A 23,597-nucleotide genomic window follows, 5' to 3' on the forward strand; every position below is an offset into this window, starting at 1 on the left:
TATCAAAAAAAGTTTTTAAGAGGATAAACAAATAATAAGGGGAAATACTTGTTTCCCCTTAGAAAAAGTTTTGGTAGCATGCATCTGATAGTTTTTAAGGTGTAAGCTAAAGCACATTTAATTTGCATATTGAAATTTTTTCAAACTCTTGTGGGGTGGGCATCTTGCCCGCCCAGATCATGTAATTTAAATGTGGAATAGCTTAGAAAATAACTGTTCTAGAAATTCTCGTGGAGTGAACCTACTCCTTTATGCCCTTGCTCCCTTCTCTAACACCAATTTGGCTTTAGAGATGGTTGGTGCTTTTAACAGCCATTTTTGGTTAAGAGAAGTTATTTTTTGGTAATATACATCCCATTCTTGGAAACCAGATGAACGCCATAACAAGCACTCAGATGTGTTGTAATTTTCTGGGTCTTTACAAAATTTTTCTAGAGAAGAGTCTTGTGGAGGCTCAGAGACAGAGGTTCCGTCATCATCGTCATCGTCATCATCTTCCACATTAGTGCTATTGTCGACGCTGATTGGATTTACTAGTTCCGGGGGAGTGGTGAGAAACCAAGTAGAAATATCTGCCATCTTGGCTTCTGCTGTAGCTTTGGCTTGATTGTATAGGTTTGGTAGGATAGCCTCTAATTGGTCTAATTCCATAGCTGGCGATCGCACATCCCAACCAACTAAATCTAATGCAGTCAGGTCTGTATCTGCAATTACCTCTCTCTTACTTGTTTGCAAATAAGGCTCCATGATGCCCTTTTTGCCTTTTAGCCAGTGAGAAGCCTGGTCTCCATCGCCACCTAAGCTACTATCTTCTCCTTTTGCCATGTCTTCAACCTTTGACTTGCCTTTGTCAAAGGTAAAGAAAGGTTCGCCACCAATTGACAAGTCTGGTATTCCCTTGATATCGGTGCTGTCATCATCGTCACCTGATATTACCTTGTCTTTGCTTTGATTAGAGAAGCGGTATAGGTCTAGTGGAGTGATACTTTTCTCGAAAACAGAATCGGTGATGTTATTGTCTTTTATCGCCTTTATCAAGTTGGGATTATCTACTCCATCAATAAAGCCTAGCATATGACCCATTTCATGTATCACTGTGGTCAAAAAGTCTAAGCTGTCAGATGGGATCGAGTTGTTGGTGTAATTATAACTCCATGTCAATGGCTCGTTTGGGTCAGTACTGAGGTTAGTTAGGTCTTTATCTAAAACAATATGACCATCAAAACCAGTGTCTGTACTAGAAAGTATTCCTAGGGCTTTGGCATTAGCACGGGCAAAGTTGATATAGTCAATACCCGATATCACCCGATTCTTGACCATCACACTCAACCCAGAACTATCATCATCATCACCTATCGTCTGAAAGTTTTTAGAGGCAGTAGAATCATTCTGTGATTTTCTATCTGCATTAAACTTCGAGAGAAAAGTTTGGTATGAAGTCTTTGGTACTAGCATCTCTACTGTTGCAGACCCAAGAACGTCTTTAGGTAATCTATTGGTGGTCGTAGCAAACAGCTTGACGTTAACATCATCCGCAAGGTATTGACTCCACACATTAGCTGCTAACTCCATACCAATCATCTGGTCTAGGGTAGTCTCAGGGCCGTAGTAGATTTGGATTTTTGTTGTCGTTGTTGATCCAGTGGTAGTGTATGCTATGGTTTGTGCTTGTGCTAGCTTGAAGTTGCCAACGATCGCGGTACAGACAAGTAATGATACCAAAAACAACTTCCCACGACGGGTAGCTCGCTTGATATTATTTCTGCAGCCGTACATGGGAGATTTTGGATGATTAATTCTTTTGATTGCCAGCTTTGCAACTGACAAGAAATGTTTTATTTTCAGGTTCATGAAAATCTTCAGTCTTACTATCCTCTGTAAAAGTGAGTGGTAGTATGCATCTGATAATTTTTAAAGTATAGAAAGAATAGTTCTAGCAATTCTCTTAGGACAAACGTAATTCCCTTTTCTTCCTTACTAGGGGAGAGGTAAATCAATCCACCTTTATTTGTAGCCCACCAGACCCAGAGTAGCAAATACTTCTGACACGGTTTTGGCATCAGAGGTTGTTGTTGCATTTGGCAGCCATTTTTGGTTAAGAAAAATCATTTTTTGGAAGTATGCGTCCCAATATTTATGGAAACCAGAGGAACGCCATAATAAGCAATCGGGTTTGGACTGATTTTTTGAATCTTGACAATATGTTTCTAGAGATGGGTCTAATGAAGACTGTGAGATAGTCTTTACTTCACCCGTCTCGGAAATGCAAGAGGTAACACCATTGTTTGAGCTACAGGATGTACTACCGCTTGAGTTATAGCAATACGTCACACCGTTGTTTGAGCTACAGGACTGACTATCGCCTTCACCTATAGTATAAGTGACGTTGGCGTCACCCCCTACCGGGTTTACCAGTTCTGGGGGAGAAAGCAGAAACCAAGTAGAGGCATTTGCCATCTTATCTTCCGCTGTTTTCTTGGCTTCCTTGTATAGAGTTGGTAGCTTCTGTGCTAATTGCTCTAAGTCTATAGCTGGCGATCGCACATCCCAACCCATTAAATCCAATGCGGTGAGATCAATATGTGTGATTACCTCTCTTTTACCTGTTTGCAGATAGGGATCCATGATGCCATCTGTACCTTTTTTCCAGTGAGAACCCTGTTCCCCATCGCCACCTAAGGAAGTCTCTTCTCCTGTTGCTGTTTTCTCAACTGTTGAATTACCTTTATCAAAGGTTAAGAAAGGATTGCCACCAATTGATAAATCTGGTATTCCTGTCCAGGAGTACTTGCCACTGTCATATTTTATTACCTGGTTTTTGCTTGTATCAGAGAAGCGCTCTAGGTCTAGTGGAGTGAAAATCTTATCTATCACATCATCTGTAATCGGATGCTCTGTATCTCTTAGCGCCGCTTCTAAGTGGGGATTATCTATTCCACTGACAAAGCCTAAGATATGACCTATTTCATGTACCATTGTAGTCAAATAGTCTAAGCTGCTAAGTGGAATCTCGTTATTGCTGTAGTTATAACTCCATGACAATGTATTTACATTACTTATGTTAGTTAGGTCTTTACTTAGTACAATATGACCATCAAAATCAGTACTATCTGTGCCGGAAAGGAACCCTAAGGCTTTGGCATTAGCACGGGTGATGTTTGTTTTGTCAACATTTTCTATGACCTTACCATTGAGCATCACACTCAGATAAGGAAACTTCAAACGGTTTTGGTCAGCAGTAAAATCATTTGGTGATTTTTTATCTACAGACAATTGTTTGTAAAGTTCCTCGTATGAATGCCTGTTTTTTAGCATCTCTGCTGTTGAAGAGCCAAGAACATTTTTAGGCAACCCACTGGTAGTCGAAGCAAACAGCTTAATAGTGACATTATCGCCAAGGTATTGGCTCCATATCTTGCCTGCTAACTCCGTGCCAATCATCTGGTCTAGGGTGGTCTCAGGGCCGTAGTAAATCTGGAATTTTGCTGTCGTTTTTGAATCAGTGGTAGTATATGTTGTGTTTTGTGCTTGCGCTAGCTGGAAATTACCAATAATTACTGCACCAACAAGTAATCCTAACAAAAACAACTTCCCACGACAAGTAGCTTGCTTGACTTTATTTATGCGACTGTATATGGGAGATTTCTGATGATTAATCTTTTTCATTGTAAGTTTTGCAACTGACAAGAAACGCTGTATCTTCAGAATCATGAAAATCTTCTGCCTTACTACGTTCTATTTAATTAATGTTAAATGAATTCAATAGTTTTTGACATAATTAATATACTTGTATTTATTTTTTTAATACGTAGATATACTTATAACAACTGCATATCAGCAGCATATCTAGTGGTTGAGGAAAATTTTTTGTAAAGTTATTCTAAGTATAGAAAAAATTCAGTCAGCGAAATGGGATATAATAATTTGAGAATAATGTATATTTTTAAACATAATTAAGCCTAAGAATAGGCAAAAAATATCTTCTATTTGAACTATAAATAGTATTTAACGACTAACAGTCTACAGAATTTCTAGGACTTAAGTTAAACTGGCTAGAACCTGATATTTTATTGACAACAAGCTGTTGATTTCTTTGCAAGTTAATTCTTAATTTTTGACAACACGCTTGCTTTACTGATAATCTAATCTGGGAAAAAAAGATACGAAACTATATATGACGATTGGTATTTTGCTACCTGTGAATACATAGGAGTTGATATCGAAATTGTAAATATCGGTTGGAAAGACACTGTATGCAAGAACCGCGTAAATCTATGTCCAAATACCGTCTGTTAGCAAGCACCCTGTTATTGTCATTGTCTTTTATCTCTATGGGGGTCATGCCGAGTGTAGCCCAAGTGACTTTCAGACCCCCACGAATACTTGCACCCAGGGATTCCACAGGTGGAGCTTCCCGGGATAGTAGCAGTAACAACTGCCTGTCTGCTCAGACAACAAACGATAAGGTCTCGGTAACACCTGTACTTCCATCAAGTAAAATTGGGTTCACAGTAAAAGAGCGTCCGACAATACTTGTCTATATTCCGCAAACTACCGCCAAAAAAGCATTGTTTAGTTTGCAAGATGAACAAGCCAAAAACCACTACCAAACTACTATCAACTTGCCAGAAAAACCTGGTGTAATGGCAATCAAACTCCCTCAGCATGTGGCTGCACTCAAGACAGGTAAAAATTATCAATGGTCTTTGGCGATGATTTGCTCTGCTCAATTAGAGCCGGATAGTCCGTTGGTAAATGGATGGATTCAGCGAGTTCAACCGCCTGTCCACTTGAAACATCAAGGCCATGTGTCTACTTCCTTGGAGTTGGTTTCTCGCCTAGCTAAAAGTGGCGTTTGGTATGACACCGCCTCTGAACTTGCCCGATTAAAGCAAGCCCAACCTCAGAATGCAACCATCACAGTTTCCTGGCAACAACTATTAGATTCTGTGGGTTTGAATGCGATCGCCGATGCACCCCTGATTAATTAACTGATTGAAGAATAATACGCATTTACCTTCCAACTTGATAAACCGGATAAGCAGATTAGGGGATAAGCACAGGTGAATTCCTTCCACCCATTTAAATACTTCCCCTATGCCTTATGCCAAGCAAAAGTATAATGCGGTTTAATTGGAAAACCTTACTTCGACGTGTCTCGCCGCTGTGGAAATCTATACTCATCCGTAGGGTGATTAAAGCGCAGTGGCGCTATATACTGATTACAGCTCCTAGTGTGGCACTTTGTGTGATTGCTGGGGAGATGGCTGGATTGTTCCAACTACTGGAGTGGCAAACCCTGGAGCAATTTTATAATCTGCGTCCCTTAGAACCGCGGGACAAGCGCATTCTCATCGTCGCGATTGATGAAAAAGACATCTCCCAAGTTGGTAAATGGCCAATTCCTGATGGTGTCTTAGCTGATTTGCTCATCAAGCTCAAAGCACAAAAACCAGCAGTCATTGGCTTAAATATTTATCGCAATTTGCCCGTAGAACCAGGTCATGAAAAATTAGTTGCGGTGATGAAGTCTACACCGAACTTGATTGGTGTCATGAAACTGGCGGGAAAACATGTGCCTCCACCTCCTACCCTGTTGCAAAAAGACCAAGTAGCTCTTGTAGATTTGGTTGAGGATACAGATGGCAAAGTACGGCGAGGTTTGCTGTCTGCTGGTAATAACAAAGGTGAAATTTTTTTGGGATTAGCGGCTCGCTTGAGCTTGATTTATCTAGAAAATCAAGGCATTTCCTTAAAAACCCTAGATAACACTGGGGATGTTCTACAGTTGGGTAAAGCAGTATTTACACCCCTCAATGGCAAGGAATTTAATTATCAAAGAGCAGATATCGGAGGATATCAAATTTTACTCAACTACCGGGGCTTTCAGGATCGCTTTGATATCGTTACTTTGGGGGAAGTGCTAAATGGTTCTGTAGACCCGGAACTGATACGCGATCGCATAGTTTTGATTGGCACCACAGCCAAGAGCATCAATGATGCCTTTCACGTAGGCTACAACAAGAAAGCACTCTACAGCAAGAATGTACTCCATAGTGGAGTACCGATGCCAGGGGTGGTGGTTCACGCCAATTTAACCAGCCAAATGTTAAGTGCAGCAATCGATGGACGGCCTCTGATGCGAATTTGGTCTTATCATGCAGAGTGGCTGTGGGTCGTGTGCTGGTCTTTTATTAGTAGTGTTCTGACTTGGCGCTTGCTGTATATCAACTCCAACCGTCAGCAACGATTTCGAGGATTGCTGATTCTTGGGATAACATTTGCAATATCAATTATCTTAAGTACTGGCTATCTCGCATTTCTTACCGGTTGGTGGATTCCTTCATTTTCGCCCTTGCTGGCTCTAATTGGCAGTGCAATTGTCACTACCAACTTTTATAAACAATTTCAACTAGCACGAGCCAACAGGCAACTACAAGAATATTCTCGCACTCTTGAGCAAAGAGTCAAGCAGCGCACCAAAGAATTAGAAGCAGCCAAAATCGCCGCTGATGTTGCAAACCTTGCCAAAAGCGAATTTCTCGCCAATATGAGTCATGAGTTGCGTACACCCCTCAACGGTATTCTCGGGTACGCACAAATCCTGCAACGTTCTCCAACTCTGATGAAATCTGAACTGGATGGCATTAACATCATTCATCAGTGTGGTTCCCACCTGCTAACCCTAATCAACGATATTTTAGACCTGTCCAAAATCGAATCTCGCAAACTAGAACTATACAAAAGTGATTTTCATTTTCCTTCCTTCTTAACAGCAGTGGCGGAAATGTGTCGAATCCGTGCTGTTCAAAAAGGCATATCCTTTACTTACCAAGCCGATTCCCAGCTTCCGGAAGGAATTTGCGCTGACGAAAAACGTTTGCGGCAAATCTTAATTAATTTACTGGGTAATGCCATTAAGTTTACTGAGAATGGAGAAGTTACTTTCAAAGTAGAAGTAATAGGGACTGGGGACTCTTTACTGGGGACTGGAAAAGAGTCTTCCCAATCCTCAATTACTCGTGTGAGATTCCAAGTCGAAGATACCGGAGTGGGGATGACGCCGGAACAAATAAAAAAGATTTTTTTGCCTTTTGAACAAGTGTGCGAAAAAAAGAAAAGAACAGAAGGAACGGGTTTAGGCTTAGCAATTAGCAGCAAACTAGCTGAGTTAATGGGAAGTAAAATCCAAGTTAAAAGTACTTCTGGCGTGGGCAGTAAATTTTGGTTAGATATAGACTTATTGCTGACTAGCAACTGGGTAAAAACAGCCGCCGTTGTCCAAGATAAAAAGATAATTGGTATTAAAGACAAAAAGCCAAAGGTTCTCATTGTCGATGACCAATGGGAAAATCGTGCCGTTGTCATCCAACTACTCGAATCGATAGGGTTCTTATGCTTTGAAGCCACCAACGGTCAAGAGGCTTTAGATAAATTAGTGGAAATTCACCCAGACTTAATTTTCACTGATATGAAAATGCCACTGATGGATGGCTTGGAAATGATCCGTGCAATTAGGAGTTCGCCATTACTGCAAAATCTGCCAATTATTGCTTCCTCTGCCAGTGTCTTTGAGGTTGACCGCTACAGAAGCTTGCAAGCTGGAGCGAATGGTTTTTTGGCCAAACCAATACAAATTGACGACCTGCTGAAGCTGAGCGAGAAATATTTACAACTGGAGTGGATTTATTCAGAAACCACTAACCAAGAGCAAATATCTCCCCATACTGCATCTGCTGTTGACAAGAGAGAATTCATACCCCCACCAGCAGCACAACTGAACAGACTGTTAGATTTTGCGATGAGAGGAAATATTCAAGGTATAGAGATATTATTAGATGAACTGGAGAAATTAGATGAAAAATTTCTACCGTTTACTACGGAAATTCGTCAATTTGCAGACAACTTTCAAATCAAGAATATTCGTGAATTTATTAAATCATTCCAGGATGAAATTCCATGAATAGTAGTTCCTCTGAACATGCCACTATCCTAGTTGCTGATGATAACCCCACAAATCTGAAAGTCCTATGTAGTGCCATTGCCAACTTGGGATGGGAAATTTTAGTTGCCACTGATGGTGAAAGTGCGATTGAACAAGCAGAATATGCTCACCCCGACCTGATTTTATTAGATGTCATGATGCCGGGAATGGATGGGTTTGAAACCTGCCAAAAACTTAAGGAAAATACTATAACTCAGGATATACCCATAATTTTTATGACCGCTCTTTCGGAAACCATTGATAAGGTCAAAGGTCTTTCTCTCGGAGCAGTAGATTACATTACCAAACCTTTTCAACCAGAAGAAGTTATAGCTAGAATTAATATCCATTTAAAGCTGTGTTTTTTGACGCGACAACTTGCAGTTTATAATACGGAACTAGAGCAGCTAGTACAAGAACGTACGGCACAACTTTCTCAAGCCCAGCAAGAATTACACGAATCTCAACTCCAACTAGTACAATTTGAAAAAATTTCTTCCCTCGGTCAGTTAGTTGCTGGTGTTGCCCATGAGATTAATAATCCTCTTACTTTTATAGGAACTAGTTTAGACTTTCTGGATAATTTTATATCTGACCTCTTGTACCATTTAAAACTCTATCATCAATTTTATCCTCATCCAGTTGAGGAAATTGTCGAAGATGCTAAAGACATAGAATTAGAAAGGATGATTGTAGATCTACCAAAAATGATTTCATCCATGAATGTAGGTGTAGAACGCATTCACAAAATCACTACTAGTCTACGCATTTTTTCCAGAGCCGATATTTTCCATAAAACCTCCTTTAATATTCATGAAGGTATTGAAAGTACCTTGGTACTCCTCAAGTATCGTCTACAAATTCATAAAAATCGTCTCGATGTTGAAGTTATTAAGAACTATGGCAATTTACCATTAGTTGATTGTTTTCCCGGACAACTCAATCAAGTATTTATGAATATTATTTCCAATGCCATAGATGCTTTCGATGAATCTGCTAGTAAAATTTTGAACGAAGGCAAAAAATTTCAAGGCAAGATTCATATTTCTACAGCCGTAAAGGGTAACACTTATATTATTATCTCCATAAAAGATAATGGAGCAGGGATATCACCTGAGGTCAAAGAACGAATATTTGAACAATTTTTTACTACCAAGGCTGTAGGTAAAGGAACTGGTCTGGGTTTGTCAATTTCTCGACAGATTGTGGAAAAACAGCACAAAGGTAAGCTTAGTTGTTTTTCAAAAGTAGGAGAAGGAACAGAATTTGTAATTGAAATTCCAATTAAATAAAAAGGCAAAAATCAAAAAGCAGAAGCGGGAATTAGCGTAAATTGCAAGGGTTTTAAAAGTCGCTTCTATCATGTCTGCTTGGACACTTATACTATCCGCTCATGTCGGTAATTGGTAATTGGGGTATTATCTAATAGTTGCGATGGTCAAAGACCGCTCCTTCGGAGCATCGCAGTAGAAAAATAAAGTGATGAACCGAACTTGATTTTATTACTAAAAAAAGATAGTAAATTTTATGCGTAAATGTCGCCATCTGACGAGATTTTTCAACATCAGTAGCTGCTGGGGACTGATGATATTTTTGCTGCCAATCAGCAATTTTCCTGTACTGGCACAAACCGATTTGGGATTGAGGTTAAAAACTGAAAAAGCTGTGGCCGATAACGGCAAATCTCAAGTCAAAGATGGTAAATCTCGACTGGATGAAGGTAGAACTCTGCTTGAGGCGGGACGTTTTGCTGAGGCGGCTAAAGTTTGGCAAGAGGCGGCTGCTGTTTTTCAACGCCAAGGAGATATCATTAATCAAGCTTGGAGTTTGAGCTATGTCTCCTTAGCTTATCAAAAATTGGGAGAGTGGCAAAAGGCTGAGAAAGCTATTAGTAACAGCCTGAATCTCTTACAACAAGATCGGGAAAATACAGGCATCCTTGCAGTGGCTCTCAATACTCAAGGTAATCTGGAACTTGCACAAGGAAAAGCAGAAGACGCTCTGAAAACTTGGCAACAAGCAGAACGCACCTACGCCAAAGCTGGCGATCGCGTCGGAGAAATAGGTAGCCAAATTAACCAATCCCAAGCTTTGCGCTCTTTAGGATTTTATCGCAGAGCGCAGAAGTTGTTGACAACTGTCAATAATAAGCTGCAAAGTCAGCCTGATTCCCTACTAAAAGCACAAGCGTTGCAAAGTCTAGGAGTGGCTTTACAGGTAGTAGGAGATTTACAAAAATCTCAGGAAGTCTTAAAGCAAAGTTTGGTAATTAGCGATCGCCTCAAATCTAGCGCAGACATTAGTAGTATTCTTTTTAGCCTGGGAAATACTGCTAGAGACTTACAGCAAACGCAAGCAGCTTTGGATTACTATCAACAAGCAGCAGCAAAAGCAACTAACCCCCGTGTGCAAGTGGAAGCCCAGTTGAACCAACTCAGTCTTTATGCAGAAACCTCACAGTGGGAACAAGCGAAGTCTTTATTAGCACCAATTAAATCTCAACTAGACAACCTTCCCCCCTCCCGCGCATCTGTCTACGCAGCTGTTAACTTTGCTCGCAGTCTTTCTCGGTTGGCGAAACAGGATGGAAGAGAGTCTGCACGATCTCAAGAAGCAGCACGGATTTTGGCTCGTGGAGTCCAGCAAGCAGAAACATTGGGAGATATGCGCGCCAAAGCCAATGCTTTAACTCAGCTAGGAGAATTGTATCTGCAAACACAGCAACTAGATCCGGCGTTGAAACTCACGCAACAAGCCCAACAAATAGCTGAAGAGATTAACGCTAATAGTATTGCCTACCAAGCTTATTGGCAAATGGGGCGCATCCACAAAATTCAAGGGGATACCGAAGCTGCGATCGCAGCATACAAATTATCAGTTGATGCTCTCAAGGCTTTGCGTAGTGACTTGGTAGCGATTAATCGGGATGTGCAATTTTCCTTTCAAGAAAGTGTGGAACCCGTTTATCGCGAGTTTGTAGAGCTATTGTTACAATCCAACCCCAGCCAAGAAAACTTAAAGCAAGCCCGAGAAACAATTGAAGTCCTGCAATTAGCCGAATTAGATAATTTCTTTCGTGAAGCCTGTTTAGAAGCCAAACCACAGCTGATTGAGCAGATCGATCCGACTAAGACAACAGCGGTGATTTATCCGATTATTTTGCCCGATCGCTTAGAAGTAATTGTATCTATTCCCGGAAAATCTCTTTCGAGCTACAAGATTTCTCTACCCAAAGCTGACATCGAAAACAGCATCCAAAAGATGCGTCAATCCCTCAATCCCGCTTACTCCAATGAGGAACGTTTGCGGCTGTATCAACAGCTGTATGACTGGCTGATTCGTCCAGCGGAACCTCAGTTAGCTAACAGCGGCGTGAAAACTCTGGCATTTGTGCTCGATGGTTCCTTGCGAAATCTGCCCATGTCTGTTTTACATGATGGCAAACAGTATCTGGTGGAGAAATATAGCGTCGCTCTTTCACCAGGAATGCAGTTGTTGCAAGCGCGATCGCTCAAACAGGATAATTTGAAAGTGATTACAGCGGGACTGAGTGAAGCCCGTCCAGGCTTTAAAGCCTTACCGGCAGTACACTTGGAAGTCAAAAAAATTGCCTCGGCAGTTAAGAGTCAACAACTTTTAAATGAAAAATTTACTCGCTCCAACCTACGAAAAACTATCCAATCAAAGCCTTTTTCAATTTTGCATTTGGCTACTCACGGTCAGTTTAGCAGTAAGTCTGATGATACTTTTATACTCGCTTGGGATCAAAAGATTAATGTCAAGGAATTGGGCGAATTAATCAAATCTAGAGAGGAAGATGAAGCTAGCCCAATAGAATTATTGGTTCTCAGTGCCTGTCAGACAGCTAAAGGGGATAATCGTGCTGTCTTGGGATTGGCAGGAGTAGCAGTCCATTCCCGCGCCCGCAGTACCTTAGCTACCCTGTGGGCTGTCAAAGACGAATCTACAGCCAAATTTATGGGAGAGTTTTATAAACAACTCAGCCAACCAGGAACCAGTAAAGCGGAAGCTTTGCGAAAAGCCCAAATGGCATTTTTGCAAGATGCGAATTTTTCCCATCCCTATTATTGGGCACCGTTTGTCTTGGTAGGAAATTGGTTGTAATTCACATCTCGTTTGAAAATAGGGGAAAGGGGATTGAAAATACATCAAAAACATCTATCCTTTTCCAATTAAGATTTAAGAATACATGAAGAAAGAATTAATTAAAAATCAAACTATACCTGCGGAATGTGGGATGACGACTGAGAACCAACAAATTCGCGACTTCATATTTCTTTGTAAACAAGCTTTTATTCTCTCCGCTCAAGGTTGTCATCAAACTTTTACCATATCCGGTCAATTTCTTCTCTTCAACTTAAAAATCTACAAATACTTGTATTGGTTGAGCTTAATTATCATTAGCAGCACAACGACAATTGAACCAGTGAAAGCAGAAGTAATTAAAAAAACGCAAACATCCAACCTACAATCAGTTCTAAACCCCAATAATTTTCAATTAAAAGACGTCTCTTTTAAGGATGAGGTTATACAAACAAAACCTACTCATGCAGAGTTGATTTTTGAAACTCCAAGCTTTAGCCCTGTGCCTGAGCAAATAAGAATTGCCCAAAATTTTCCTCCTCAGAATACCAAGCCACCTTCAATCCAACCATTACCAGAACCAACACCGCCAAAACCTCTACCACCACCAGAAGAGTTACTTCAACCTCCTGCTACAACAACACCTCCCACTCCAGAACCAACCCCAAGCGGTGAAATTCCCCAAACCATCACTGTCAAAAAATTTGAAGTTACAGGCAGCACCGTCTTTAGCCCAGAAGATTTTGCCAAAATTACTAAACCCTTTACCGGACGTCCCATTACGATTGCTGAACTCTTCCAAGTACGTTCGGAAATTACTAATTTTTATGTTAACAAAGGATACATTACATCCGGGGCCTACATCCCACCGCAAAAACTACAGGACGGTGTAGTAGAAATTAGAGTAGTTGAGGGGGGACTGGAAGAGATAAAAATTACAGGTACTAGCAGACTCAAGCCTAGTTACCTGCAAAGCCGCCTGGCGATCGCCACAGACAAACCCCTCAATCGCGATCGCCTCCTAGCAGCATTACAGTTATTACAACTGAATCCCTTGATTGAAAACTTATCAGCAGAACTGTCTGCTGGCACGCGTCCGGGGCAAAGCGTGCTAGAAGTGCAGATAACAGAAGCCGATACTTTGAACCTACAGTTGGTATTGGATAATGGGCGATCGCCAGCTGTTGGTAGTTTTAGTCGAGAAATACAACTAAACGAAGGTAATTTTTCGGGGTGGGGCGATAGCATTAGCGCTATTTACACTAATACAGATGGCAGCAATACTTTTGATTTTTTGTATACTCTGCCCATCAACCCCCGCAATGGCACTGTAGCATTTAGCTTTGGTCTTTCTGACAACAAAGTGATTGAAAGACCCTTTAATGTCCTCGATATTCAGTCCAACTCTCATTACTACGAACTAACACTACGCCAACCCATCATCCAAACACCGACTCAGGAATTTGCTTTAGGTATAACAGCTGGTCATCGAGAAAGCAAAGCTACCTTCTTGGATGGGGAACTTCCTTTTCCAGGATCGGGTGCAGATGAAGAAGGAAGAACACGGATCACACCAGTGCGCTTTTTTCAAGAATGGACTTCTCGTAGCAGTCAGCAAGTATTCGCCCTGCGTTCTCAGTTTAGTATTGGACTTGATGCTTTAAATGCCACCATCAACGATAGCTCTCCCGATGGTCGTTTTGTGGCGTGGAGAGGACAAGCCCAGTGGGTGCGCTTATTAGCTCCCGATACCCTACTGCTGCTACGAGGTGATGTGCAACTAGCAGACCGACCACTCGTCCCATTTGAACAAATTGGCATTGGAGGTCTCGAAAGCGTGCGAGGCTATCGTCAAGATGCCTTGCTCACAGACAACGGCATATTTGCTTCTGCCGAAGTGCGAGTTCCCATTGTTCGTTTTTCAGAACGCAACAGTCTTCTACAGATAACCCCCTTTGTGGATTTTGGCAACGGTTGGAACCGTTCCGGCAGATCCGCTTCGGAAGCAGAACTAGATACCAATTCTTTGGTATCTGTAGGATTAGGGTTGCGTTTCCAACTCGAAGATCGTCTCACTGCTCGCTTGGACTGGGGTATTCCTTTAGTTTCAATTTCTTCTGGGGATAAAGACTCATGGCAGGAAAACGGTTTGTACTTTTCCATTATTGCCAATCCCTTCTGAGGGAGTAGTCAATTAAAAATTAAAAATTAAAAATTAAAAATTTTGAATTTTACATTTTTAATTTTTAATTCCCCGAAGGGGTGATGGGGTGATGGGGAGAAAGTCATCTTAAATAGTCTGGTTATAAATTTGCCATTCTGAAAATTTTCAAGCAAATGAAAGTAAAAGATAAGATATATCGTTTTTTAGCACTAGCACTAGTGACTACTTTACTATGCACTAGTATTTCACCAGCTTTAGCAAAACTTCCTCCCCTCACTCTCTCCCCCTCTCCCTATCTCCCACTCTCCCCACGCCAGGTGCTACAACGCTTGGTACACCCGCAACGCACTGGCTCCTCTTCCCCTACCTCTTCCTTACAACAAGGAAAACTGCTATATGACGCCGGGCGGTTTGCTGAAGCTGTGCAGGTGTTAAAGCAAGCAGTGCAAGAGTATCAAAAGCAGGGAGATACACTGAAACAAGTTGTAGCTTTGAGTAATCTCTCACTAGCTTATCAACAACTTGGTGAATGGAAACAAGCTCAAGAAGCAATTAGCCAAAGCTTGAATTTACAAGGATTTAAACAACAAACTCCCCAAGCAAAAACAATCCAAAATTATAAGATTTTAGCTCAAACGCTAGATATTCGGGGTCGTCTGCAACTGTTAACAGGACAGGCAGAACAAGCATTACAAACTTGGCAGCAGGTGATGGATATTTACACCAAAGCCAATGACCAAAACGGCGTAGTGCGATCGCAGATCAATCAAGCACAAGCCCTAATTTCAAGCGGATTTTACCGTCGTGCAGAAGCGACACTTTTGCAGATCAACCAGAAATTGCGATCGCAAAGCGACTCACCAGAAAAAGCAATTACATTGCGATCGCTTGGTGATGTTTTGCAATTGGTGGGCAACTTGCCAACATCTCACACTGTTCTCCAAGAAAGTTTGGCAGTAGCAAAGCGCCTGCGATCGCCTGCTAACCTTGCTGGCAGTCTTTTCAGTTTAGGTAACAATGCCCGCGCCCAGCAGGAAACACAACAAGCGATCGATTTTTATCAACAAACAGTCAAAGCATCTCCCTCACCTCTTTTGAAAGTGCAAGCACAAGTCAATCTCCTTAGCTTGCTAATTGAGGAACAAAAATCAGCAGATGTAAAAACTTTACTACCAGAAATTCAATCTCAACTCGACCAACTTCCCCCTAGTCGTGCCAGTATCTATGCGCGGATTAACTTTGTAGAGAGTCTCGTCAAATTAGGAAATGGGGAATTGGGAATCGGGAATCGGGAATCGGGAATTGGCAATAGAGAAATTTCTTCCCCCACTCCCACGCCTGCCCAGATCCTCGCTACCGCCGTGCAACAAGCCCGTAATTTGGGTGACAAACGAGCAGAAGCTTATGCCTTGGGAAGTTTGGGCAGCTTATACGAGCAAACTGGACAATGGTCAGAAGCACAAAACCTCACTCAACAGGCGTTACTATTAGCACAGAGTAGTAATGCACCAGATATTGCTTATCGGTGGCAATGGCAATTAGGAAGATTGCTGAAAGTAAAAGGAGACTTACAAGGAGCGATCGCAGCATACGATACAGCTGTGCAAACTCTCGAATCTCTTCGCAGCGATCTAGTAGCAGTCAATCAAGATGTGCGATTCAACTTTCGTGACAGCGTCGAACCAGTTTATCGGCAGTCAGTCGAATTACTGCTGACACAAAAACAACCAGACGAAAAAACTCTAGAAAAAGCTCGTCAGCGGATTGAAGCACTAAAAATAGCAGAATTAGATAACTTCTTCCGAGAAGCTTGTTTGCAAGGTCAGCGAGTGCTGCTAGACCAAGTCGTAGACAAAGAAAATCCTACCGCTGCCATCTTATACCCGATCGTTCTTCCCAATGAACTGCAACTAATTGTTAAAATTCCCAAACAACCACTACGGCACTATCGCACCCAGATTTCCCAAGCAGAAGTAGAAAAAGCAGTCGTTGCATTGCGTCAAAATCTTGTCAACCCTGCGGCGATCAAAGCTACAAGGACACAGTCACAACAAGTTTACAACTGGCTGGTTAAACCGATAGAGTCGCAATTGTCAGCCAGTGGGGTAAACACCCTGGTATTTGTTCTGGATGGAGTACTGCGTAATGTACCAATGTCCTCCCTCTACGACGGCAAGCAATTCTTAATTGAAAAATATGCAATTGCCCTGAGTGTCGGTCTGCAACTCCTCGACCCTAAACCGCTACAGCGACAGCAACTCAACGCTTTAACCGCTGGATTAACTGAGCCACCACCGCAGTATTCCAACTTTCCACCTTTGCCGGCGATTAAAACTGAAATCGAACTAATCGCCGAAACTGGAATACCAACAACCAATCTCTTGAATCAGCAATTCACAAGTAAAGCACTAGAAAATCAAGTGAATGCTGCTGCCTTCAACGTGGTGCATTTAGCAACCCACGGTCAGTTTAGTTCTAGCGCCGATCAAACTTTTATCTTAGCTGCCGATGGACCAATTAACGTCACGGAATTCGACAATATCCTGCGCGGTCGGGATGAAACCAGACCGGAAGCAGTGCAACTATTAGTATTGAGTGCCTGTCAAACAGCAGCAGGAGACAAACGTGCAGCCCTGGGTTTAGCTGGAACAGCCGTACGTGCGGGTGCACGCAGTACCGTGGCTTCTCTATGGCAAATTGATGATGAATCCACAGCCCAGTTTATCGGTGCTTTTTATCGAGAATTAAAAGACGTCAGCATCACCAAAGCGGAAGCTCTCCGCCGCGCTCAATTACAATTGCTGAAGCATCCCAACTACAACGCACCCAGTTTTTGGTCTGCTTATGTACTAATTGGAAATTGGCTCTAATTTGTTGTTAGTTGTTGGTTGTTTGGTGTTTGTTCCAACCAACAACCAACCACCAACAAAGAACAATTTTTTGCGTAATTGTTGTTATGGCAAACGATAAGTATATAGCAGCATTCATCATTGGGGAATGATCCATGTCACGCAAGACACTGAACTTAGACGAGTATTCTTTAACATTGCCCATTACCCAAGCAGCCCGCAGAACTGCCCAGCAGTTTGCCAATCAGCAGCCTACTCCTGAACGTGCCGAACAAGTCCGCTTAAATACGCTTTGTGTGTTGGTAGTAAATGACTACCTGCAAATGATGGATATTGCCACCGATTTGAGAACTGGTGACAGTTGGAATCCGGTTGTACGTCTGTGTGCTGATGTCGCCGATTTGGAGTTACCAGGAATTGGGCGTTTGGAGTGCCGTCCTGCAAGTCTGGATCGAGAAATTTGTTATGTTCCTCCAGAAACCTGGGAAGAACGAATAGGTTATGTAGTTGTGCAAGTAGATGAATCGCTGCAAGAAGCAAAGCTGTTGGGGTTTGTTCGCAGCGTTGTAAATGAAGAACTGCCTTTAAGTCAACTGCAACCTCTAGAAGCATTAATTGAACATTTAGCACCAACCGCGATCGCTTCACCAGCTCCTGAATTAGTAAATTTGAGCCAGTGGTTTGCAGGTATCTTCGAGGCTGGCTGGCAAACCCTAGAATCGCTGTGGAATCAGCCAGAACTTGCCCCAGCTTTTGCCTTTAGAAGTAGCAATTTGATTGAAGAAAATACCAATAACCAGCAAGAACTAACCGTGAGACGAGGAAAATTGATTGACTTAGGAATCAAGATTGCCAATCAACTCGTCGTTTTAATTGTGGAAATCAGCCCTCAAGCTAACCAACAAACGAGCATTCACGTACAATTGCACCCAGCTAATAGTCAAAATTACCTGACACCAGGAGTAAAACTCATAGTTATCGATCGCTCAGGAGCAGAATTTTTAGAAGCCCAAGCCAGAAATGCAGACAATTACATTCAGTTACAGTTTAGAGGAGAACCTGGGGAGCAGTTTAGCGTTAAGGTAGCACTGAATGATGCCTGTGTAACGGAAAATTTCGTAATTTAGTCAAGAGTCAATAGTCAATGGCCAATAGTCGAAAATTATTATTAGTGTCCCCCTATCTCCCCTTTGGGGAATTAAAAATTAAAAATGTAAAATTAAAAATTTTTAATTGACTACTCCCTATCCCCCCCATCTGTTTTAATTATGGGTAAGTTAGTGGTTCTGAAATTTGCAGACGGTAGCTTTGAGCGAGGGTTTGCTGTCACGCTGCAAATAGGTGAAGAAGGTCAACTACCTTCATCGGAAATTGCAGGTAGATTACCTCCAGCGGCGGAATTATTACAAAAGTATAAAGAATGGCAGTCGAGTTATCTAAAGTTGGGTAACTTTTATCGTTTGTCTGCTGATGAAGTGCAGGTAACGAATGTGTCGTTTGCCCAAGAGTGTGACAAAACTGCTCATGTTTTGCGATCGCATCTCAACACCTGGCTACTTGCAACCGCATTTCGTCCTGTCCGGGAGAAATGGCTAGAAAGATTATTGCCCACAGACAATATCCGAGTCATATTACAAACAGAAAATCGAGAATTACAGCGTCTGCCCTGGCATCTTTGGGACGTGCTGGAACGCTACCCCAAGGCAGAAATTGCCCTAGCACCTCCGAGATACGAGCGCATCGCTACCAAGAAAACACACAATAATAAAGTAAATATTTTAGCCATCATCGGCAATAGTCAGGGAATCGATACTCAAGCAGACAAAGCTTTACTAGAGACCTTACCTGTAGCTGATGTTAGTTTTTTAGTAGAACCACAACGTCAGGAATTGAATGACTACCTGTGGCGAAAAAACTGGGATATTCTTTTTTTTGCCGGGCACAGTTCCAGTCAGGGAAACAATGGCATTGGCAGAATTTACCTTAATAAAACCGATAGCCTCACGATTGAGGAATTAAAATACGCCTTAAAAAAAGCCGTTGAACGGGGCTTGCAGCTAGCAATTTTTAACTCCTGTGATGGATTAGGAATAGCAGAACAATTAGCCGATCTACATATTCCCCAAATGATTGTCATGCGCGAACCAGTCCCGGACTTGGTAGCACAGGAGTTTTTAAAGTATTTTCTAGAAGGATTTGCTGGTGGTGAGCCTTTTTACCTGGCAGTGCGAGAAGCAAGGGAACACTTACAAGGACTAGAGGATAGGTTCCCCTGTGCAACTTGGCTACCTGTAATTTGTCAAAATCTTGCACAATTACCCCCCACTTGGGAAGGGATTACAGGCAGGGTTGCCCCAAAAAAAACAGTCCAACAGATTTCTGCTGCTTCTCATCTACGCAGATTTACACAGATATTATTTTATAGTGTAGCAATTACCGCAACAATCAGTGGGTTGAGAATTTTGGGAGTGCTGCAAGATTTGGAGTTACAAGCTTTTGATTGGATGATGCGATCGCGCTCCGTCCTCATCAGTGAAGACCCCGATCCACGCCTGCTACTGGTAACAATTAACGATGCCGACATTGCAGCCCAACGCCGCAAAGGCGAATCACTGAAGGGAACATCTCTGTCCGATCAGTCTCTTGGGCGAATCCTAGAGAAACTTCAGCAGTACCAACCTCGAGCGATCAGCTTGGATATCTACCGTGATTTTCCTGCGGAATCTCCAGATTTAATCAATCGTCTTAAACAAACACCAAACTTAGTCGGTGTTTGTAAAGGTAGCGATGCAGCAGCCAATACCACTGGTATTGAACCACCACCGGAAATACCGAAATCCCGCTTGGGTTTCAGTGACTTCATCCACGATCCGGACGGGGTAGTGCGTCGGCATCTGCTGTTTATGAATCAAGAGGCAACATCACCCTGTCCAACTGACTATGCTCTCAGCTTGCAATTGGCATTTCGCTATTTGGAGGCTGAAGGAGTGAAACCAAAGTTTACTCCCAAGGGAGATTTACAGCTGGGTCGTAGGATTTTCACTCGTTTGCAGTCGCGAACTGGTGGCTATCAAAACATCGATGCCAACGGCGGTCAAATTTTGCTAAACTACCGTTCTGCAAAGCGAGTAGCCGAACAAGTAACGCTGACGCAACTTTTGTCTGCCCAGGTGAACCCCAACGCCATCAAAAATAGAATTGTTTTAATTGGTGTTGCCGCTAAAGGTGATTTTCCAGACTATTGGGCTACACCATACAGTGGTAAGTTAGACAACCAAATGCCGGGAGTCTTGTTACAAGCCCATATGGTCAGTCAGATTCTCAGTGCCGTCCTTGATGAACGTCCACTATTGCGGACATGGCGGCCGTTAGCAGAGGTGATGTGGATTGGGGTTTGGTCATTAGCAGGAGGATTGCTAGTTTGGCGAATACAATACCCATCTACACGCTTAGCAATCTTTATCGTTGTTTGCTCAGGAATTCTTTACATTTTCTGCTTAGGTCTATTTATCCAAGGGTATTGGGTACCGTTCATACCATCAGCTTTGACCTTAGTGGGAACAGTTGCCATTACATCAATTCAAAACACCTTGCGGAAAACTGCTCCGCGTTTACAAAATAAGTCAATTGTTAATTATTAATAGTCAATAAGTACAATTACTAGATTGATATGAGAAATAAAAAATATTGAAATTACAAATGATATTAGGGATGGCTTATGAATATCAATTTACGGCCAATTAAACTGGTTTTGGCAATTGCCCTCAGTAGCACTAGCTTACTTGCTACTTTCACTTTGGTTGCGGCACAGTCTTCTGTATCAACCCCTACTAAAACTTCACAAGTAACTTCAACTCAACCATCAACTAAGGAACCCATTCGTGTTGATTTGCCTGAAGTACCGCCAGGCCCTGCTCCTGGAGGTCGCCGCTTTGGTGGAGCGAGACGAGGTAGCTGTCCGGATGTTAAACCTCCTTTAACTGCCCTAGTACCCTTAACTGAGCAACCAGCCTCGGTAACAAATGTCTGGGGATTGACAACTGAAGAACGCCCGAAGTTATGGTTTTATCTACCCTATACCAAGAGCGCTGGCTATCCGGTTGAGTTTGTATTGCTGGATGATGAGTCAAAAGATCCGGTCTACAATACGGCGATCGCTCTACCAGAAAAAGCAGGTGTGATCGGTGTTCCTATCCCACAGAGTGTTCCACCACTACAAGTGGGCAAACGCTATCGCTGGTTCTTCAACGTCTACTGCGATCCCCAAAAGCAATCAGCCCCCATTTATGTTGAAGGAGTCATTTTGCGAAAAGACCTCAACCAGAGTGTAGCTAAGCAGTTACAAACAGCGCAGCCCCTACAGCAAGTTGCTATTTATGCCAACAATGCTTTTTGGTACGATGCGCTAACCACACTGGCAGAAATGCGGCAGAAAAATCCGCAAAATCGCACTCTTGAGACAGAGTGGACAGATTTGTTAGCAGCGGTTGGCTTGGATGACTTGGCAACTCAGCCTTTGATTATCCAATAATGACTAGTGACATCTCCCGGCGCTGCCGCAAGCGGACAGCGCGGGCTTCTCAAGAGTTTAAGACTGCTTGAGCATTTCGGTCGTGACGCCCCACCGACCGTCGTTGAATCAGTTTTTGCTTTACGTTTAACGCTGCGTTCAAATCTCTATCAAGAGATGCGCCACAATGAGGACAAGAATGCCATCTGTCTTTTAATTTTTTGGGTACATCTTGATTACAATTTGAACATTTTTGAGAAGTACCGGATGGGTTTACTGCCACACATAACCGTCCAGCTTTCGCGGCTTTGACGGTGAGAATTGACAAAAACTGACTCCATCCACAATCTATAATTGACTTATTAAGTCCGGACTTTTGAGATTGATTGTTAGGAAGATATTTTCCCTCATCATCAATTTTTGGAGCAACTCGTTTGCTCATGTTTTTAACAGCCAAGTCTTCATGAGCAATTACTTCATGATTGTCCACAAGAAGCTTGGCTGTTTTATGGTGAAAATCCCTGCGTTGGTTGGCAATTTTATTATGTGTCTTGGATAGTTTTTTACCAAGATGACGACGGCGACGACTACCACGCTTTGTCTTGCTTAAGTTTTGTTGTAACAGTGCCAAACGTTTTTCTGACTTGCGATACCATCTGGGATTTTTTATAACTTCATTGTCGCTTGTTACCAAAAACGAATTAACCCCAACATCAATCCCAACAGTATTTTCTGCTGTAGGTATGATATCAGGAATGAATTCAGGAATCGAAACATCTTCCAACACCAAGCTGATATACCAATGTTCTGCTTTTTTAACGATGGTTGTGGTTTTCAATTGGAACCCAACGGGTATTGGTCGATGCACAATCATTTTAACCAAACCAATCTTGGGTAAATTAATGCGATTGCCTTGGATACTATCAACCTTCATTTGTGGGAAAGTGAATGACCTATATCTTCCCACTTTCTTGTAGCGAGGCTTACCTGAACGCTTGCCATTCTTATCAGGAACGGTATATCGCTCATAGACTTTTTTAACTCGCTCTACTACGTTTTGCAATACCTGAGAGTGAACATCGCCATACTCAGGAAATAGTTGCTTAGATGTTTTTAAGTCCTTTTTTTGTTCGTAATAATTAGGCTGTTCTCTTGGAGGTGCAATGCTGCATGAAACCAGAGAACAGCTATTAACAGGACAGCGATTTTCTGACCACCAACTCAGTCTTTCATCAAGACGAAAATTGTACTGTTTCCTACACAACTCTAGCCAGGACTCAAATATTTGAGCCTGTCTTTTATTAGGTCGGAGGCGGTACTGATAGGTCGTCTTCATGTTTGCAAGAGTTCAGGGTTTAATTCTACTAGTTGGCGTAGGTGTTCCAGCTTTTCTACTTGAATGAAATCTAGCTCTTGAGGATTAACCTCTCCAAACTATTTTGGTAATCACAAAGAAAGAAAGTACCAAAGTGGTCAACCCATTCGTCAACAATAAGCTCGTTGTCTATGGCGATAAATCTGTCTTGTGGAACAATTCTTACTTTATTGCTTCGTGTGGTGGCGTGACTGTTGAAAGGTTAAAAGAATATGTTCAATCTCAAGATGCGCCACACGGTTAGTTGGCGACTCCTCAACCACCCCACTCCCTCAAAACACTACGTGTTTTTATGGTCGGGGGTGCTTTCGTCGTCGCCCCGCCTTATATCCCAGCGCCAACCCTTCGGGTATGGCGTGGGGCTTACGGCGGATAAGCTAATGACTACAAATTTTCTTGGCTTGTAGTAAGTACTTAAGTACTTACTATGAACCATGCTGTTCTTCTATACTAAGAATAATAATGGCTCGTAAAATAACGTGATATCAATTTCGGTTGCGTCAGAATGATAAAGGTTTTGTTTTTGGCCACCAGTGGAAACATGCGATCGCTTTAATCAAAGATGGCTGTTTGAGAAGAACTTGGCAACGTTGAAATAGAACTTGCTCTAA

General features: G+C 42.2%; 12 protein-coding genes and 1 pseudogene. 10 read left to right on the forward strand and 3 right to left on the reverse strand.

The window, feature by feature from the left end; genetic code table 11:
• Positions 1-249: 249 nt before the first annotated feature.
• Together HXY43_RS11240 and HXY43_RS11245 are read right to left on the reverse strand one after the other, a co-directional pair.
• Positions 250-1,776 (reverse strand): NF038122 family metalloprotease, encoded by a 1,527-nt coding sequence (locus HXY43_RS11240; RefSeq protein ID WP_290883287.1) that lies wholly within the window; start codon positions 1,774-1,776, stop codon positions 250-252.
• 228 nt (positions 1,777-2,004) lie between these two features.
• Entirely contained in the window at positions 2,005-3,711 is a 1,707-nt protein-coding gene (locus tag HXY43_RS11245) for an NF038122 family metalloprotease (RefSeq protein ID WP_290883289.1), read from the reverse strand.
• 542 nt (positions 3,712-4,253) lie between these two features.
• Between HXY43_RS11245 and HXY43_RS11250 the strand changes: the two genes are divergently transcribed.
• The 9 genes from HXY43_RS11250 (at position 4,254) to HXY43_RS11290 (ending at position 21,632) form a co-directional block, all read left to right on the forward strand.
• On the forward strand, positions 4,254-4,991 hold the full coding sequence (locus HXY43_RS11250; RefSeq protein WP_290883290.1) for a DUF928 domain-containing protein: 738 nt from the start codon (positions 4,254-4,256) through the stop codon (positions 4,989-4,991).
• Positions 4,992-5,122: 131 nt separating this feature from the next.
• Positions 5,123-7,963, forward strand: coding sequence for a CHASE2 domain-containing protein (locus tag HXY43_RS11255; protein WP_290883291.1), 2,841 nt, complete (start codon positions 5,123-5,125; stop codon positions 7,961-7,963).
• Positions 7,960-9,276, forward strand: coding sequence for a response regulator (locus HXY43_RS11260; protein ID WP_290883292.1), 1,317 nt, complete (start codon positions 7,960-7,962; stop codon positions 9,274-9,276). The genes HXY43_RS11255 and HXY43_RS11260 overlap by 4 nt, the downstream gene beginning before the upstream one ends.
• Positions 9,277-9,511: 235 nt before the next feature.
• Positions 9,512-12,109, forward strand: a complete 2,598-nt coding sequence (locus HXY43_RS11265; protein WP_290883293.1) for a CHAT domain-containing protein — start codon at positions 9,512-9,514, stop codon at positions 12,107-12,109.
• A gap of 85 nt (positions 12,110-12,194) precedes the next feature.
• A complete protein-coding gene (locus HXY43_RS11270) occupies positions 12,195-14,270 on the forward strand; it encodes a ShlB/FhaC/HecB family hemolysin secretion/activation protein (RefSeq protein ID WP_290883295.1) in 2,076 nt (691 codons plus the stop codon).
• Positions 14,271-14,425: 155 nt separating this feature from the next.
• Entirely contained in the window at positions 14,426-17,122 is a 2,697-nt protein-coding gene (locus tag HXY43_RS11275; RefSeq protein WP_290883297.1) for a CHAT domain-containing protein, read from the forward strand.
• 134 nt (positions 17,123-17,256) lie between these two features.
• Entirely contained in the window at positions 17,257-18,228 is a 972-nt protein-coding gene (locus HXY43_RS11280) for a DUF1822 family protein (protein WP_290883298.1), read from the forward strand.
• A 141-nt stretch (positions 18,229-18,369) separates the two neighbouring features.
• On the forward strand, positions 18,370-20,742 hold the full coding sequence (locus HXY43_RS11285) for a CHASE2 domain-containing protein (protein ID WP_290883300.1): 2,373 nt from the start codon (positions 18,370-18,372) through the stop codon (positions 20,740-20,742).
• Positions 20,743-20,819: 77 nt separating this feature from the next.
• Complete coding sequence (locus tag HXY43_RS11290) at positions 20,820-21,632, forward strand: DUF928 domain-containing protein (protein ID WP_026733184.1); 813 nt, start codon at positions 20,820-20,822, stop codon at positions 21,630-21,632.
• Between the two features lie 49 nt (positions 21,633-21,681).
• Here the strand turns inward: HXY43_RS11290 and HXY43_RS11295 are convergent, their stop codons facing one another.
• On the reverse strand, positions 21,682-22,947 hold the full coding sequence (locus HXY43_RS11295) for a transposase (RefSeq protein WP_290883302.1): 1,266 nt from the start codon (positions 22,945-22,947) through the stop codon (positions 21,682-21,684).
• A 166-nt stretch (positions 22,948-23,113) separates the two neighbouring features.
• Between HXY43_RS11295 and HXY43_RS11300 the strand changes: the two are divergent.
• A pseudogene (locus tag HXY43_RS11300) lies at positions 23,114-23,212 on the forward strand (transposase); the annotation flags it as partial.
• Positions 23,213-23,597: the final 385 nt, after the last annotated feature.

Source organism: Fischerella sp. (assembly GCF_013388695.1).
GTDB lineage: Bacteria > Cyanobacteriota > Cyanobacteriia > Cyanobacteriales > Nostocaceae > PCC9605.